This is a genomic window from Methylobacterium sp. (assembly GCF_019750675.1).
Taxonomy (GTDB): Bacteria; Pseudomonadota; Alphaproteobacteria; order Rhizobiales; family Beijerinckiaceae; genus Methylobacterium.
On record NZ_JAIEOF010000174.1, the window covers coordinates 1 to 15,788 of the forward strand.

Below are 15,788 nucleotides of genomic sequence, written 5' to 3' on the forward strand. Positions count from 1 at the left end.
GCCCGCGCCTCAGGCGAAGACCGCCCCGGAGGCCAAGCCCGCGACCGAGGCCAAGCCCATGACCGAGGCCAAGCCCACGACCGAGGCGAAGCCCGCCGCATCGCCGGCCCGTTCGGGCCAGTCGATCAACGTGGTCTCGGCGCCCGCCGCCACCCGCAACGCCGAGATGCTCCGTCCGGGCAGCGGCCCCCGTGCCGACCAGCGCGGCGGCGACAACCGCGGCTGGCTCTCGGACCTGCTCACGCGTGCCTCCCTCGACGACGAGCCGGAGGCCGTGCCGAGCAGCCGGGCCCCCGCCCAGGCACCCGACGACGCGCAGCGGAACGCGGCTGAGCGGGGCCGTACCGCCCTGGAGACGATCTCCAGCGACATCGCCAAGATGATCGATCACCAGACGGCGGTGGATCTGTGGACGCGCTATCGCCGGGGCGAGCCGAACCTGTTCGACCGCCGGATCTACACCGCGCAGGGTCGCCAGACCTTCGAGGAGGTCCGCCGCCGCTACGCTGCCGACGCCGATTTCCGCCGCACGGTGGACCGCTACGTCGGCGAGTTCGAGCGCCTGCTCGGCGACGTCTCGAAGAACGACCGCGACTCCTCGCGGGCGGACGCCTACCTCACCTCCGAGACGGGCAAGGTCTACACGATGCTGGCCCATGCCAGCGGCCGCTTCGACGGCGCCTGATACCGGGCCTCGACGAGCCTGCTCGTCGAGGCCTCCTCGCGCGGCGGCCCTCCGCCGGATCTCAAGGCGACTCGGCCTCGGCCGCGTGGTGTTCGCCAGATGAGCCCCGAACGCGACAAACCCCGCCTCCCCCCGGAGGCGGGGTTTGTCATGGGCAGTGGTCGGTCGCTCAGATGAGCCCGAGACCGGCGAGTTCGCGGCGCAGGGATTCCGGCATCTCGGCGAGGCCCCCGGCGGTGCGGGCGTCGAGATCGGCCGGGGCATCGTCCGCCTTGAGGTAGCGCCAGCCCTGGAAGGGGCGGCACGGGCGTGGCGAGACCGCGGTGACGACGGGGTCCAGGATCAGGCGGCAGCGGCCGATGCCGTCCGCATCCGTGAAGGGCGTGATCGCCCGGATGGATTGCCGGCAGAGCAGCGTGCCCTTGATCACCCAGTAGATCGAGCCCCGGCCGACGATGTCGCCGGCGCGGGTCGGTACCATGCGGGTGGTATGCACGGGCGCGGGATCGCGCCCGAGGCGACGCGCCTCGTCGACGTTGCGGGCGATGCGCTCCTCCAGCTCGCCGATGCCGGCCGGACCGACGCAGAGCTTGAGGAGATGAAGGGGCGCGCGAGCGGACATGGCGGCCTTGTAGCAGCCGCACCGGCCGCGCGCTCGGGCCGCGGCAGCGGCGCGACCCCGCGCCGCTATGGGCGGGATCAGGAGAACAGGGCGCGCTTCTCGTCGTCCGAGAGGGCGTCGATCTCCGCAAAGGCGCTGGCGATGTCGGTCTGAACCGGGGCGGCGGACGCCGCCATCTTCAGGGCGACCGGATCCACCGGCGAGGCGGGCTCGGCGTCCCCGGCCGGCTCGGGCTCGTGGCCGGTCGCCTCCGTCGCCGGGTTCGGGACCGGCGCTTCGGCGGCCGGGGCGGGCTCGCGGATCTCGGCACGCAAGGCGACCGCTTCCTCCGCGATATCGTCGGCCGGCTCCGCCACCGCAGCGTGGGCGGGCTCCGCATCCTGTGCGAGGATATCCGCAGCCGGCGCCTCCGCCTCGGCGAAATCGGCCGGCTGGGGCTCGGCCAGGGGCGTGGCGGCGGACGCATCCGGCGGGACCGCGTCCGTGGCTTCGAGGAACACGATGTCGTCGTCGACGGAGAGGTGCTCCGGCAGCCTCGAGGCCGCGACGGGGGCATCGGCGTCACCCGGGGACGCCTCCCCGTCGATGTAGCGGTCCACGTCGCTCTGGCAGAGGTCGGTGGGCAGGGTCCCGCCCTTGGATTCGCCGGGCGCGGGCGGAACCGATTCCACGGCATCGCCCCAGATCGCCATCATGGCGGCGAGGCGCTCCTCGAGATAGCGCAGGGTGTGGATGATCCGCGCCGTGCGCTGCGCGGTCAGGTCCTGGAAGGAGCAGGCGGTGTAGATGCCGGTGGCGCGCCGGTCGAGCTCGTCGCAGATCGCGGCGTCAGAGCCGGATTCGCGCAAGGTCCAGGCGGCCTCCTGCACGTGCTCGGCGGCGCTGAGGATCTCGGAGGTGGCGCGCTCGGTGGAGCGCACGATGGCGTCGAGGGCGGCGGAGGCACCGCCGAGGCGGCTCTGGTCGTGGTCCGGCGCGCTGATCGCCGCGATCTCGGCCTTCGTCCGGGCGATGGCGTGGGCCATGTCCATCAGGTCGCCGCGCACGCGCCCGATCTGGTCCTGTTCCCGCTCCCCGGTGACGGCCTTTTCAAGCCGCGCGATCGCATCGAGCAGGATACCGGTGTCGTGCGCGCGGTTGCGGCGCAGATACGCGTCGAGAAACCAGCGCCCCCGCTCGCTCTCGCTCATCGCGGCCTCGATCCGATCGTATTCCGACACGTCGATCGACGTCAGCGATTGGGAACTCGACATCACGCACACGTCCTTGGCGAGGCTGCGGCCGACAAGCGATCGCTGGTTTCCAAGCGACTGGAGATTGACAGCATCACTTTAACGCCGGCTTTACGCTGCCATCGCCTGGGACGATCGATCCACAGGCCTCCTCATCATCGCCCGTCGCGTGTCCGATCCACTTTCACCGCATGCGGAGCCGAAGGCGTTCCGCCTCTCGGTTCTCTACGCCGTCATCTTCGTCGAGATCGGAATCGCGATGCCGTTCATGCCGGTCTGGCTGAACGCGCTCGGGCTCGATGCCGCGCTGATCGGCCTGCTGCTCGCGCTGCCCATCGCGATCCGGATCGTGGCGACGGCGCCGCTGGTCGGGCTGATCGACCGGGGCATCGCGGCGCAGCGCATTCTGCTCGTCGGCAGCCTCGTGCTGGCGGCGACCTACGCGCTGATGCCGGCCGGCGCGGCGACCGGCTGGCCGCTGCTGGCGCTCCTCATCGCCCTCAACGCGGTGGCCGCCGCCCCCCTCGTCCCGAGCATCGACTACATGACGCTCGGCGCCGTGCGCCGGAATGCCCGGCTCGACTATGCCCGCATCCGGATGGCGGGCTCCATCGGCTTCCTCCTCGCCAACCTCGCGGGCGGGGCCGTACTGGGCGCCATGGGCGAGCGGCTGGCGGTCCCGCTCATCCTCACCGCCCTGGCACTCCTCGCCGCCGCCGTCGCGCTGGTCGCCCGTGTCGACGGACCGGCGGCGCCACCCCGCGACCCAGGTGCCGGGCGCCCGCGAATGCCGGGCGTGCTCTGGCTCTCCATCGGAGCGGCGGCACTGATCCAGTCGAGCCACGCGGCGATCTATGCCTTCGGCAGCATCCATTGGAGCACGCACGGGATCGGGACGGCGTGGATCGGGACGCTGTGGGCCATCGGCGTCGCCTCGGAGATCGTGCTGTTCGCCCTGATCGGCCGTGTGCCGGCGCGCTGGCGCGGCCCCTTCGCCCTGCTCGCCCTCGGGGGCGGGGCGGCCCTGGTGCGGGCGCTCGGCATGGCCTTCCTCGGCGACCGGCTCGGGCCGGTCGTCGTCCTGCAGGTGCTGCACGGGCTGACCTTCGGGGCGACGCAGCTCGGCGCCATGGCGGCGGTGTCGCGCTTCGCGCCGGAGGGCGCGCGCGGGCGGGCGCAGGGCACCGTAAGTTCGGCCGGCGCGCTGGCTTCGGCGAGCGCGACCCTGCTCACGGGCGCCGCCTACGGGGCCGGGGGCGGCCCCCTCGCCTTCGCGCTGATGGCGCCGCTCGCCCTGTGCGGCCTGTGCCTCGCGGCACGCGCCGCGCAGTCTGCCCGCGCTTTCGGCCTTCACACCACCACGTTTCTGGGCCAGCACCCGCAACAGCGCGATCGATCTTGACCCTCCGGTAACCGTGATCGGTGATGCGTGATGGGGAGATGGAGCGCTGCCCCTTTGGCTAGAGCCGAGACCAGGACCCACCCCGACACCGCCGACGCCACCCTCCTCGAGGGCGGGCGCGTCGGGCTGTCCGGGCGTTGGACCGCCGACCAGGGCGCCGCCGTGGAAGACGCCGCCGCGCGCATCGCCGGCAGCGCCGCCGGCGCGCCGGTCCTCGTCGACCTCAGCCAGATCAGCCGCCTCGACACCCTGGGCGCCTGGGTGCTGGAGCGGACCCGGGCCGAGATCGAGGCCGCCGGGGGGCGCCTCGCCTATGCGGGGGCCGCCCCCGAGCACCGCATCCTGCTCAGCGAGGTGAAGCTGCGCGCGGCCGAGCCGGCGCCGGCCCCGCGCGGGCGCCTCTACGGTTTCCTGGAGGATCTCGGCAAGCGGGTGGTCGGCGCGAAATCCGACCTCGTCACGGGCCTCGCCTTCTTCGGCGAGGTCGTCACCGCCTGCATCCGGGTCGCGGCCCGGCCCGGCACCTTCCGGGGCACGGCCCTGGTCAACCAGATCGAGCAGGTCGCCTTCCGGGGCGTGCCGATCATCGTGCTGATTTCGTTCCTCGTGGGCGGCATCGTCGCCCAGCAAGGCATTTTCCAGCTCCAGCGCTTCGGCGCCCAGAGCTTCGTGGTGAACCTGATCGGCCTGCTCATCCTGCGCGAGCTCGGCGTGCTCCTCACATCGATCATGGTGGCGGGCCGCTCGGGCTCGGCCTTCACCGCAGAGATTGGCTCCATGCGCATGCGCGAGGAGGTCGATGCCCTACGCGTCATGGGCCTCGACCCGATCGAGATCCTGATCGTTCCGCGCATCCTCGCCCTGGTGATCGGCCTGCCGATCCTCACCTTCCTGGCCTCCCTGGCGGCGCTCGCGGGCGGCGGCCTCACGGCCTCCCTCTACGGCGGCATGACGGTGGACGCCTTCCTGGCCAGACTCCAGGCGGCGGTGTCCCTCCACCACGTCGCCGTCGGCCTGATCAAGGCGCCCTTCATGGCGCTGATCATCGGGATCATCGCGACGATCGAGGGTTTTGCCGTGGAGGGTTCGGCCGAGTCGCTCGGGCGCCACGTCACGGCCTCAGTTGTGAAGTCAATCTTCATGGTCATCGTCCTGGACGGATTGTTCGCCGTCTTCTTCGCCGCCATCGATTTCTGAGGCGCCCGTTCCGACAACCATGACAACCCTGTCCGCCATACCGGTTCACGCCGCGCAGCAAGCGCCCGTCCATGGCGAGACGGCCCGCGCGGGCGCGCCTGAGCCGATCATCCGCGTGCGCGACCTCGTGGTCGGGTTCGGCTCGAAGATCGTGATGAAGGGGCTCAACCTCGACATCCGGCGCGGCGAGATCCTGGGCTTCGTCGGGCCGTCCGGCCAGGGCAAGTCGGTGCTGACGCGGACCATCCTGGGCCTCGTGCCCAAGCGCGCCGGCACCATCGAGGTGTTCGGCGAGGACGTGGACGGCCTTACCGTGGCGCGCCGCCGCCAGATCGAGCAGCGCTGGGGCGTGCTGTTCCAGCAGGGCGCATTGTTCTCGGCGCTCACAGTCAAGCAGAACATCCAGATGCCGATGCGCGAGCATCTGAACCTGTCCGAGCGCCTGCTCGACGAGTTCGCGCGTCTCAAGATCGAGATGGTCGGCCTGAAGCCGGACGCCGCCGACAAGCTGCCCTCGGAGCTTTCCGGCGGCATGATCAAGCGCGCGGCGCTGGCCCGGTCCCTGGCCCTCGACCCCGAGATCCTGTTCCTCGACGAGCCGACCTCCGGCCTCGACCCGATCGGCGCCGGCGAGTTCGACGACCTCGTCGCCACCCTCAAGCAGACGCTGGGCCTGACCGTGTTCATGGTCACGCACGACCTCGACAGCCTCTACACCGCCTGCGACCGGATCGCCGCCCTCGGCGACGGTCAGATCATCGCGCAGGGCACCATCGCGGAGATGCTGGAGAGCGACCATCCCTGGCTGCGCTCCTACTTCCACGGCAAGCGCGGCCGCGCGGTCGTCCCGCAGGGAGGCCGCCGTGCACAGGCCTGACGCGCCGGGTGCGGCCTCGCACCGCGCGGTCCCCATCCCGCCAAGGTATCGCTGATCCCATGGAGACTCGTGCCAACTACGCCCTCATCGGCGCCTTCACCCTTGCGGTCCTGGTGGCGGCCTTCGGCTTCGTGTTCTGGCTCCAGGGCGGCTCGCGCAGCCAGGTCCGGCAGGCCGTGCGCATCGTGTTTTCGGGCAGCGTCGGCGGTCTCGCCAAGGGATCGACCGTGGCCTTCAACGGCATCAAGGTCGGCGAGGTGATGGACGTGCGCCTGCTGCCGCAGGATCCGCGCCGCGTCGTCGCCGTGGTCGAGGTCGAGCGGACCACGCCCCTGCGCGCCGACACCCGCGCGCGCCTCGATTCGGCGATGCTGACCGGCGTCTCCACGATCTCGCTCTCGGGCGGCAACGCGGACTCGCCCGTGCTGCCCCCGGGCTCGGGCGACCAGATGCCGACGATCTTCGCGGATTCCTCCGACATCCAGGACATGATGGCGGCCGCCAAGCAGATCGCCCAGCGGGCCGACGACGTGCTCCAGCGCCTCGACAAGGTGGTGGCCGGCAACGAGGGCGCGATCACGCGCACGCTCGCCAACGTCGAGTCGTTCTCGAAGACCCTCGCCGAGGCCGGCCCGGCGGTGAGCGGCCTCGTCAAGGCCATCGACGGGCAGAAGCTCAACCGCGTCATCGACAATGCCGACCGCTTCTCCGGGGCGCTGGCGGCCGGGAGTCCCGACATCGAGGGGGCGCTCAAGGACGCGCGTTCGCTGGCCGCCAAGCTCAACGCCTCGGCCGACCGGGTCGATTCCGTGCTGAAGGGCGCCGAGGGCTTCCTCGGCTCGGCCTCGGGTTCGGCCGGCACGAGCACCTTCACGGAGGTGCGCGAGGCCGCGATCTCGGTCCGTGACGCCGGCAAGGCGTTCCGGACCCTCAGCGAAAACCTCGACAAGCGCACCTCGAACATCGCCACCAGTTTCAACCGTCTCAGCGGCACCGGCCGCCGCGAGGTCGAAGCCCTGTCGACGGACGGGCAGCGCACGCTCAACACCCTGAACCGCACGGTCAAGAGCCTCGAGCGCGACCCATCCCAGGTGATCTTCGGCGGCAAGCCGTCGTTGCCGGAATACAACGGTGGGCGCTGAACTGTGCTCCACCGGGCCATGCGTGCTGCGGCGCACGGCACCAATCGCCCGGGCCGCTAGTTTACGGCCACGCTGCGCGTCTGTGCGGCGACGGGTTTCCGGAATGCGTATGTCCCACTACAGAACCGCCCCCGCACTCGTCGCGATGCTCCTCGCGGCCACCCTCGGCGGCTGCGGGGGCGGCGCTGTGCCGCTGACCTTCGATCTGGCCGCCTTGCCGTCCAACGGCCGGGTCGGCACCTCCGCGCGTTCGTTCAGCGTGGCCGAGCCCGTGGGCATCCAGCCCTTCGAGGCGGACCGCATCATCGTGCGCGAGCCGGGGGGCGCCCTGTCCTTCCTGGGCGGCGGCCAATGGGCCGACCGTCTGCCGCGCCTGATCCAGACGCGGCTGATCCAAAGTCTCGAAAATTCCGGCCGCCTGAAATCCGTGAGCCGTCCCGGCGACAAGGTGGTCTCCGAGTTTCAGCTCATCAGCGAGATCCGCGCCTTCGACATCGCGGCCGGCTCCGGCGAAGCGGTGGTCGACATCTCCGCCAAGATCATCGCCGAGGGCACCGGCAAGGTCGTGGCCGCCCGGATCTTCACCGCGCGGGTGCCGGTGCCGAAGGTCGATGCGGGGACCGCCGCCGTGGGTCTCGATGCGGCGCTGGCCCGGGTGCTCGCCGAGATGGTGGCCTGGGTGAATTCGGGGCGCTGAGCCCCCTCACTCCATCACGGCGGCCTTCATGATCACCACCATGATCGCCTTGGCCGGCTCCGGTCCGATGCAGCGCACGGTGTGCGGGCGGTCGCAGCGGTAGCGCAGGGTCTCGCCGGCGCGGGCGCGCTGGGTCGTGCCGGCCACCTCCACCTCGAGCGTGCCGGCGGTGACCGTCAGCGATTCCACCGAGCCGCGCTGGTGCGGGTCGGAATCGAGCTGCCCGCCCGGATCGGCGGAGACCTCGTACCATTGCAGCCACTCGACGGTCTTGATCCAGCCGACGATGGCGAGACGCACCTTGCCGTCGTCCGAGACCAGGATCGGCGTGTCGGCCCGCGAGGTCTTCTCGATGAAGGGCTCCTCGTCGCTCGTGGCCAGCACCCGCTCGATGGAAACGTCGAGGGCCTGGCTCAGGCGCCAGATCGTGGCGAGCGTCGGATTGGTCTCGTTGCGCTCTATCTGGCTGATGATCGACTTTGCGACGCCCGACTGCTCGGCGAGTTCGGACAGGGACAGGTTGTAGGCCTTGCGCAGGCGCTGGATCGTCTTGCCGAGCTGGCCGGAGAGAACCTGCGCGCCGTTCAGGATATCACGCTGCCGCCCGCGTTCGGGCGTCGTCAACTGGTTGTCCATGGGTCCCGAGATCCGCGCGTCCGTTCCGTTAAGCGGACGCTTGTACGGTACTTCAAACGCAAACGGGACGGCGGCGCAAGGCTGGGTCAGGTCCAGAGGGCGTGGAAATGGTGCACCGGTCCGTGCCCGCGCCCCACCGCGACGCCGTCGGCTCCCGCGATCGCCGCCGAGACGTAGCGCTTGGCCTGAGCCACCGCCTCGACCATCGGAAGACCCCGCGCCAGCCCGGCCGCCACCGCCGCTGAGAGGGTGCAGCCGGTGCCGTGCGTGTTGCGCGTCTCGATGCGCGGCGCGGCGAAGCGGCGGAGCGTACCGTCGCTGCTCATGAGGTGATCGACGCTCTCGCTGCCGACCCCATGCCCGCCCTTCACCAGCACCGCGCGGGCGCCGATGGCGAGGAGGCGCCGGCCCTGCGCAACGGCGGCGTTCTCGGTGTCGGCGGCGGGTTCACCGATCAGGGTCGCGGTCTCGGGCAGGTTGGGGGTGACGAGGTGGGCGAGCGGCAGGAGGTGTCGACGCAACGCCTCCACGGCCGTCTCGGAGATCAGGCGGTCGCCCGAGGTGGCGACCATCACGGGGTCGAGCACGATGGGGATCCGGCCGGCGTGGCGGGCGAGCCCCGCCGCCACCGCCTCGATGGTGGCCACCTGGGACAGCATCCCGATCTTGACCGCCGTGACGGCGAGGTCCGAGAACACGCTCTCGATCTGCGCGGCAACGAAGTCGGCCGGTACGTCGTGGATCGCCTGGACCCCTTGGGTGTTCTGGGCCGTCAGGGCGGTGATCACGCTGGCGCCGTAGACCCGCAGGGCCGCGAAGGTCTTCAGGTCGGCCTGGATGCCGGCCCCGCCGCTCGAATCGGAACCCGCGATGGTGACGGCGATCGGTGTCATTGGGGGGTGTCCTCGAGGCTTTGTGGGAGCTTAGGCCGCGACGCCCCGCGCGGCGAGGGCCGAATCCACCCGGTCCCGCAGATCGCGCGCGCAAGCCTCGACGGAATCGCCGGAGAACAGCGAGGCGATCACCGCGATCCCGTCCGCCCCGGCCCGGATCACGGACGCCGCGTTGCCCGCGTTGATGCCCGCGATGGCGCCGAGGGGGAACGCGGCGCCCCGTGCGAGGCGTCCCCGGAAGACGATGCGGGCGAGCCCGTCGAGCCCCACCGGCGGATCGGGATTGTCCTTGCTGGCCGTCGCGAACACCCCCCCGATGCAGGCGTAGTCGACCGGCAGACGGTAGAGTTCATCGGCCTGGGCGGCGGTCTTGAGCGTGAGGCCGATGATCGCTTCGCGCCCGAGCAGGCGGCGCGCATCGGCCGGGTGCAGATCGCCCTGGCCGAGATGCACGCCCTCGACCCCGGCGGCCAGCGCGAGGTCGACCCGGTCGTTGACGAGGAGCGGCACGCCCCGGCCCGCGATCGCCCCGTGGATCGCCCGGATGCGGGCGAGCGCCGCGCGGGCATCCGCGATGGACTTCTCCCGGTACTGCAGCAGCGTGCAGCCCCCCTGAACGGCCTCGGCCGCCATCGCGGCCAGCCGCGCGCCGTCATGGCCCGACACGCCGGTGTCGATGAGCCCGTAGAGCCGCAGGTCGACCGCCGGCCCCGGGCCGCCCGCTTCCTTCTGTCCGATCACGCGGCGCCTTCCTGAACGTCGTGGCAGGGATGTTGGGTCTTGTCCCCACAGTCTAGGGCCCTCGCGGCCCGCTCGGAAGACGGGTGTGCCGCCGGGAGCCCCGGGCCTGCCACGGCGTTACCGCCGCAGCCTTCCTCGGAGACGCAGCCCGCGCATGGACCGGACACCCAAACAGAAGATGCTCGCCGGCGACCTCTACGATCCGGACGATCCGGAGCTTCACACCGACAACCGGACCGCGCGAGCCTGGATGGCGCGCTACAACGCCGCCGCCACCGAGACGCCCGCGACCCGCCGCGAACTCCTGCGGGAGCGCTTCGCGTCGGTCGGCGACGGTACGGTGGTACGGCCACCCTTCCATTGCGATTACGGGCTGCACATCAGCCTCGGCGCGCACGTCTTCCTGAATTTCGGCTGCGTGATCCTGGATTGCGCTCCCGTGAGCATCGGCGACCGGACCCAGATCGGTCCCGGGGTGCAGATCCTCACGCCGGACCATCCCCGCGAGCCGGGGCCGCGCGAGGCGGGCCTGGAATTCGCCCGGGCGATCCGGATCGGCCGCAACGTCTGGATCGGGGGCGGCGCCCTGATCCTGCCGGGCGTCACCGTGGGCGACGACGCCATCGTGGGCGCCGGCAGCGTGGTGACTCGCGACGTGCCGGCCGGCGCCACGGTCGTGGGCAACCCGGCCCGGGTCCTGGCCGCCCGAACCCCGCCCGCTCGGGAGGCCTGACCGGGGCGGGACGGTTTTTCGCGTTCATCGCGCGCCCGCAATGTGCGATGAGCAGGCGCGAAGCGATGGGCGAGCAGCGGGCGAGGATCGGGCAGCGTGACCACGGCGCAGGAGACCGAACGGGCGGCGGACTCCGCGCTCTCCAATCCGTCCGCCGTGGGGCTCGTGGCCGTCATCGTCGCGGCGACTGACGGGGAGCCGCGGGCCCTGACCGTGCAGGTCGGCGGCCAGGCCCGGGGCCGTTCCGACGGCCTGCCCGCGGGGCCGCTCGTGCCCGAGCACCCCACCCTGGAGCGGGGCCTGCGCGCCTGGGTGGAACGCCAGACCCACCAGCGCCTCGGCTACGTGGAGCAGCTCTACACCTTCGGCGATCGTGACCGGCAGGGCGACGACGGCGGCGGTCTGCACTCGCTCTCGGTGGCCTACCTCGCCCTGGTGCGCGAGCTGCGGCCGGCCGGCCTCGCCGAGGCCGCCTGGCGAAACTGGTACCACTACCTGCCCTGGGAGGATTGGCGCGCCGGGCGGCCTGATTCCCTCGGCGAGATCGAGGCCAAGCTCCTCGCGTGGGCGGAGGGCACTGGAGACCCGAAGCAGCGGCGTCGCCGCGAGGACCGCCTCGGCCTGACCTTCGGGCTCTGCGGCGGCGCCTGGAACGAGGAGCGCGTGCTGGAGCGCTACGAACTGCTGTTCGAGGCCGGATTGATTCCCGAGGCGCAGGGGCAGTCCGGCGAGGCACGCGACGCTGACCTGACCGTGACGGGCCAGCCCATGGCCCTCGACCACCGCCGGGTGCTCGCCACGGCGATCGGGCGCCTGCGCGGCAAGATCAAGTACCGCCCCGTGGTCTTCGAGCTGATGCCGCCGACCTTCACGCTGTTCCAGCTCCAGCGCACGGTGGAGGCGCTGTCGGGCACCAATCTGCACAAGCAGAACTTCCGCCGGCTCGTGGCCCAGCAGGGGCTGGTGGAGGAAACGGACGGCGTGACCTCCGGGGCGACCGGGCGACCGGCCCGCCTCGTCCGCTTCCGGCGTGAGGTGCTGCTGGAACGCCCCGCCCCCGGCTTCCGCCTGCGGCCCGCGCGCCGGCCAACTTGATCGCCGTGCCCCGGCGGGGTGGATGACAGTTGCACCGCAACGTCATTCTCGCATCGCAAAAACGTTATGCTCAAAGCCTGCATATCTAGACAAGCCACCGTGGCCCGCCTACGTTAGTCGGCACAATGCTCAGTTTGAGCATAAGTGAGGACGCGTCAATGGCGGCGACCAGTCTCCCGATCGGCAGCAATCGTGCGGGTGTCCCGAGTGGCCTTCCCCTGCCGCACATCTACGAGCGCGTGAGCCGGCACGTGCCGGCCATCGAGTGGCCGGCCCTGGCCGACGACGTGGCGGCGATCCTCGAACTGAAGAAGACCCGCAACGCGGTCATCCTGGCCCACAACTACCAGGCGCCGGAGATCTTCCACACGGTTGCGGACATCGTCGGCGACAGCTTGGCCCTGGCGCGCGAGGCCGTGACGGTCGACGCCGACGTCATCGTGCTGGCGGGCGTCCACTTCATGGCCGAGACCGCCAAGCTCCTGAACCCGGGCAAGACGGTGCTGATCCCGGACACCCGCGCGGGCTGTTCCCTCGCCGATTCGATCACGGCGGCGGACGTGCGCGGCCTGCGGGCGAAGTATCCGGGTGTTCCGATCGTCACCTACGTCAACACCTCGGCGGCGGTGAAGGCCGAGTCGGACCTGTGCTGCACCTCCGGCAACGCGGTCGAGGTGGTGCGCTCGCTCAACGCGCCCCGCGTCCTCATGATCCCGGACGAGTTCCTGGCCCAGAACGTCCAGGCGATGGTGCCCGAGGTCGAGATCCTGACCTGGGCCGGGCATTGCGAGGTGCACGAGCAGTTCACCCCCGCCGACATCCGCGAGGTGCGCGAGAGCTACCCCGGCGTCACCGTCATCACCCACCCGGAATGTCCGCCGGAGGTAGTCGCCGAGGCCGATTTCTCGGGCTCCACCGCGATGATGATGAACTTCGTGCTGGAGAAACGCCCGAAGCAGGTGGTGCTCGTGACCGAGTGCTCCATGGGCGACAACATCGCGGCCGCCAACCCCGACATCGAGTTCATCAAGCCCTGCAACCTGTGCCCGCACATGAAACGCATGAGCCTGAAGAACATCCGCCACGCCCTGGAGACCATGACCCACGAGGTCACGGTGGAGCCGGAGCTCGCCGAGCGCGCCCGGATGGCGGTGGAGCGCATGCTGGCGGTCCGCACCCGATGAACGCGCACGCTCCCCTCGCCTTCGCGCTCCCGGGCGCCGATCGCATCGTCGTCGTGGGCGCCGGCATCGCGGGCCTCGCCACGGCGCTCCGCCTCGCGCCCCGCCCCGTCACCCTGGTCACGGCCGCCCCCCTGGGCACCGGCACCGCCACGGGCTGGGCGCAGGGCGGCATCGCCGCCGCCATGGGAGCGGACGACGCGGCCGCCCTCCACGCCGCCGACACCCTGGCGGCGGGCGCCGGCCTGACCGAGGCAGACGTGGCTGCCCGCGTCGCCGCCGCCGGACCGGCGCTGATCGAGTGGCTGGTCGGGCTCGCCGCTCCGTTCGACCGGGACGCCGCCGGAGCCCTCGCCCTCGGGCTCGAGGCCGCCCATTCCCGTCGCCGCATCGTGCGGGCCGGCGGGGATTCCACCGGCCGGCTCGTGCTCGAGACCCTGGTGCGGGTGGTGGGCCGGACGCCCTCCGTCACCGTGCTGGTGGCGTCGGCGCGGGAACTCCTGCGGGACGCGGGCGGCGCGGTGGCCGGCCTCGTCTGCGAGCGGGAGGGCGCGCGCTTCACCCTGCCGGCCCGCGCCGTAGTGCTGGCCACGGGAGGCACCGGCGCGCTTTACGCCGCGACCACGAACCCGCGCGGCGCCACAGGGCGCGGTCTCGCCCTGGCGCTGCGGGCCGGCGCCACCTTGCGCGACATGGAGTTCGTGCAGTTCCACCCCACCGCCATCGCCACCGGCGCGGACCCGATGCCCTTGGCCACCGAAGCCCTGCGCGGCGAGGGGGCCCGCCTCATCGATGAGACCGGCGCCCCCGTGATGGCAGGAATCGCCGGAGGCGACCTCGCACCCCGGGACGTGGTGGCGCGCGGGATCTTCCAGGCGCTGTCGCGCGGCGCGGGCGTGTTCCTCGATTGCCGGGGCGAGCTCGGCGCCCGCATGGCGACGCGGTTTCCCACCGTGGCGGGCCTCTGCGCGCAGGCCGGCATCGACCCCCACCGGCAGGCCATCCCGGTGCGACCGGCGGCCCACTACCACATGGGCGGCATCAAGGTGGATGCCTGCGGCGCCAGCACGGTGCCGGGCCTGTTCGCCTGCGGCGAGGTCGCCTCGACGGGCTTGCACGGGGCCAATCGGCTGGCCAGCAACTCCCTCCTCGAAGCCATGGCCTTCGCGCCCTGGATCGCCGAGGCCGCGAGTGCCCTGCCCGCCCCGGGCCATGCCCTGGCCCAGCCGGAGCGGGCGCGCGCCGCGACCGATCTCGACGCCCTGCGCGGGGTCATGGACCGGCAGGTCGGCGTCGTGCGCGCGGCGGAGGGCTTGGCAGATGCGCTTCGGCAGCTCGCGCCGGCCGCACGGGCCGGCGGAGACGCGGCGCTGACCGCCTTCGCCATCGCGGCCTCGGCGGCCTCGCGCCGCGAGAGCCGCGGCGCGCACTGGCGCAGCGATCACCCCGGGCAGGAGCCCGCGCGCCACACCGAGGTGACGCTGGCCGAGCTTCAGGCCCTCGCCGCGGCGTACGCGCCCGATCGTGACGTCGTCGCGGCCTGACACGGAGGGGGCGAGCCGGCACGACCCGCCCCGATGACGCGAAGACTTCGACCGAAGGACGATCCATGACCGACCGCACCGATCTTCCCCCCCTGCCCCGCCTGATGGTGGAGCCCATCGTGCGCGCGGCCCTGCTAGAGGATCTCGGCCGGGCCGGCGACATCACCACGGACGCGATCGTCCCGGCGAGCGCCCGCCTCGAAGGCGTCATCGCCGCGCGGCAGGACGGGGTCATCTCGGGCGTCGACGCGGCGGTGATCGCCTTCGGGCTGATCGACCCGGCCGTCGCCGTGACGGTGGAGCGCGGTGACGGCAGCCGGGTCAAACCGGGCGACGTGGTGATCCGCCTCGCCGGTCCGGCCCGCGCCATCCTCACCGCCGAGCGGGTCGCCCTGAACCTGTTGTGCCGGATGTCGGGGGTCGCCACCGCCACCGCCTCCCTGGTCGACGCGGCGCGGCCGCACGGCAAGGCCCGCATCGTCTGCACCCGCAAGACCACCCCGGGCCTGCGTTCCCTGGAGAAGCACGCGGTCCGGGCCGGGGGCGGCTCGAACCACCGCTACGGCCTCGACGACGCCGTGCTCATCAAGGACAACCACGTGGCGGTGGCGGGCGGCATCGTGCCGGCCATCGCGCGGGCAAGGGCCTATGCCGGGCACCTCGTGAAGATCGAGGTGGAGGTCGACACCCTGGAGCAGCTCGAACAGGCGCTTTCGGTGGGCGCCGACGCCGTGCTCCTCGACAACATGACCCCCGATCAGCTCGCCCGGGCGGTGGCGATGATCGACGGGCGGGCCATCGCGGAGGCCTCCGGCCGCATCAACCGCGAGACCGTGGGGGCGGTCGCGGCCTCCGGCGTGGACCTGATATCCTGCGGCTGGATCACCCACAGCGCACCGATCATCGACCTCGGCCTCGACGCGGTCTGATCGCGCGCCCGGCGTACCTCCCACGCGGGCGATACGGCCAAGGTGCCACGGTGTTGCCACGAAATCACGACGCTCCGGCAACCGACGCCGGGGCGGGAATAGAGCTTGGCTTTGAAGGGCGAGCGTTTACGTCTTGGGCAGACTTCGCGCCGTAACGTGCGTCGAGTTTTCCTAATCCGCTC

16 protein-coding genes are annotated in these 15,788 nt (G+C 71.8%); 11 read left to right on the plus strand and 5 right to left on the minus strand.

Going from position 1 to position 15,788, the window contains the following annotated elements; genetic code table 11:
• On the plus strand, positions 1 to 685 hold a 685-nt coding region (locus K2X24_RS09280; RefSeq protein ID WP_292497053.1), incomplete at its 5' end, for a hypothetical protein.
• A 169-nt stretch (positions 686 to 854) separates the two neighbouring features.
• Here K2X24_RS09280 and K2X24_RS09285 read toward each other — a convergent pair.
• Both K2X24_RS09285 and K2X24_RS09290 read right to left on the minus strand, forming a co-directional pair.
• Positions 855 to 1,307 carry a DUF1489 domain-containing protein gene (locus K2X24_RS09285; protein ID WP_292497054.1) on the minus strand — a complete coding sequence of 151 codons (453 nt, stop codon included), beginning with the start codon at positions 1,305 to 1,307 and terminating at the stop codon, positions 855 to 857.
• Between the two features lie 77 nt (positions 1,308 to 1,384).
• Complete coding sequence (locus K2X24_RS09290; protein WP_292497055.1) at positions 1,385 to 2,560, minus strand: hypothetical protein; 1,176 nt, start codon at positions 2,558 to 2,560, stop codon at positions 1,385 to 1,387.
• A 148-nt stretch (positions 2,561 to 2,708) separates the two neighbouring features.
• On the opposite strand from K2X24_RS09290, the gene K2X24_RS09295 reads away from it, so the two are divergent.
• The 5 genes from K2X24_RS09295 (at position 2,709) to K2X24_RS09315 (ending at position 7,854) form a co-directional block, all read left to right on the plus strand.
• The gene (locus tag K2X24_RS09295) at positions 2,709 to 3,941 is read left to right on the plus strand and encodes an MFS transporter (RefSeq protein ID WP_292497057.1); all 1,233 of its coding nucleotides are present in this window, start codon (positions 2,709 to 2,711) and stop codon (positions 3,939 to 3,941) included.
• A 54-nt stretch (positions 3,942 to 3,995) separates the two neighbouring features.
• A complete protein-coding gene (locus tag K2X24_RS09300; RefSeq protein WP_292497059.1) occupies positions 3,996 to 5,138 on the plus strand; it encodes an MlaE family lipid ABC transporter permease subunit in 1,143 nt (380 codons plus the stop codon).
• Positions 5,139 to 5,292: 154 nt separating this feature from the next.
• Positions 5,293 to 6,015 (plus strand): ABC transporter ATP-binding protein, encoded by a 723-nt coding sequence (locus K2X24_RS09305; RefSeq protein WP_366934471.1) that lies wholly within the window; start codon positions 5,293 to 5,295, stop codon positions 6,013 to 6,015.
• A 59-nt stretch (positions 6,016 to 6,074) separates the two neighbouring features.
• Positions 6,075 to 7,157: an MlaD family protein gene (locus K2X24_RS09310; RefSeq protein WP_292497065.1), complete on the plus strand. Its 1,083-nt coding sequence runs from the start codon at positions 6,075 to 6,077 to the stop codon at positions 7,155 to 7,157.
• A gap of 109 nt (positions 7,158 to 7,266) precedes the next feature.
• Positions 7,267 to 7,854: an ABC-type transport auxiliary lipoprotein family protein gene (locus K2X24_RS09315; RefSeq protein ID WP_292497066.1), complete on the plus strand. Its 588-nt coding sequence runs from the start codon at positions 7,267 to 7,269 to the stop codon at positions 7,852 to 7,854.
• A 6-nt stretch (positions 7,855 to 7,860) separates the two neighbouring features.
• Here K2X24_RS09315 and K2X24_RS09320 read toward each other — a convergent pair whose 3' ends face one another.
• The 3 genes from K2X24_RS09320 to thiE all read right to left on the minus strand — a co-directional run bounded on the left by K2X24_RS09320 (position 7,861) and on the right by thiE (position 10,124).
• A complete protein-coding gene (locus K2X24_RS09320; RefSeq protein WP_292497068.1) occupies positions 7,861 to 8,490 on the minus strand; it encodes an XRE family transcriptional regulator in 630 nt (209 codons plus the stop codon).
• An 86-nt stretch (positions 8,491 to 8,576) separates the two neighbouring features.
• Positions 8,577 to 9,383, minus strand: a complete 807-nt coding sequence (thiD, locus tag K2X24_RS09325; RefSeq protein WP_292497070.1) for a bifunctional hydroxymethylpyrimidine kinase/phosphomethylpyrimidine kinase — start codon at positions 9,381 to 9,383, stop codon at positions 8,577 to 8,579.
• A gap of 30 nt (positions 9,384 to 9,413) precedes the next feature.
• A complete protein-coding gene (gene thiE / locus K2X24_RS09330; protein WP_292497073.1) occupies positions 9,414 to 10,124 on the minus strand; it encodes a thiamine phosphate synthase in 711 nt (236 codons plus the stop codon).
• 154 nt (positions 10,125 to 10,278) lie between these two features.
• Here thiE and K2X24_RS09335 point away from each other — a divergent pair, with 154 nt between their 5' ends.
• The 5 genes from K2X24_RS09335 (at position 10,279) to nadC (ending at position 15,606) form a co-directional block, all read left to right on the plus strand.
• The gene (locus K2X24_RS09335; protein ID WP_292497076.1) at positions 10,279 to 10,857 is read left to right on the plus strand and encodes a sugar O-acetyltransferase; all 579 of its coding nucleotides are present in this window, start codon (positions 10,279 to 10,281) and stop codon (positions 10,855 to 10,857) included.
• A gap of 96 nt (positions 10,858 to 10,953) precedes the next feature.
• Positions 10,954 to 11,952, plus strand: a complete 999-nt coding sequence (locus K2X24_RS09340) for a hypothetical protein (RefSeq protein WP_292497079.1) — start codon at positions 10,954 to 10,956, stop codon at positions 11,950 to 11,952.
• Positions 11,953 to 12,110: 158 nt separating this feature from the next.
• Positions 12,111 to 13,136 carry a quinolinate synthase NadA gene (nadA, locus tag K2X24_RS09345; protein ID WP_292497081.1) on the plus strand — a complete coding sequence of 342 codons (1,026 nt, stop codon included), beginning with the start codon at positions 12,111 to 12,113 and terminating at the stop codon, positions 13,134 to 13,136.
• Positions 13,133 to 14,677, plus strand: a complete 1,545-nt coding sequence (locus K2X24_RS09350) for an L-aspartate oxidase (protein ID WP_292497083.1) — start codon at positions 13,133 to 13,135, stop codon at positions 14,675 to 14,677. The genes nadA and K2X24_RS09350 overlap by 4 nt, the downstream gene beginning before the upstream one ends.
• A 65-nt stretch (positions 14,678 to 14,742) precedes the next feature.
• Positions 14,743 to 15,606 carry a carboxylating nicotinate-nucleotide diphosphorylase gene (nadC, locus tag K2X24_RS09355; protein ID WP_292497084.1) on the plus strand — a complete coding sequence of 288 codons (864 nt, stop codon included), beginning with the start codon at positions 14,743 to 14,745 and terminating at the stop codon, positions 15,604 to 15,606.
• The last annotated feature ends 182 nt before the right edge of the window (positions 15,607 to 15,788 follow it).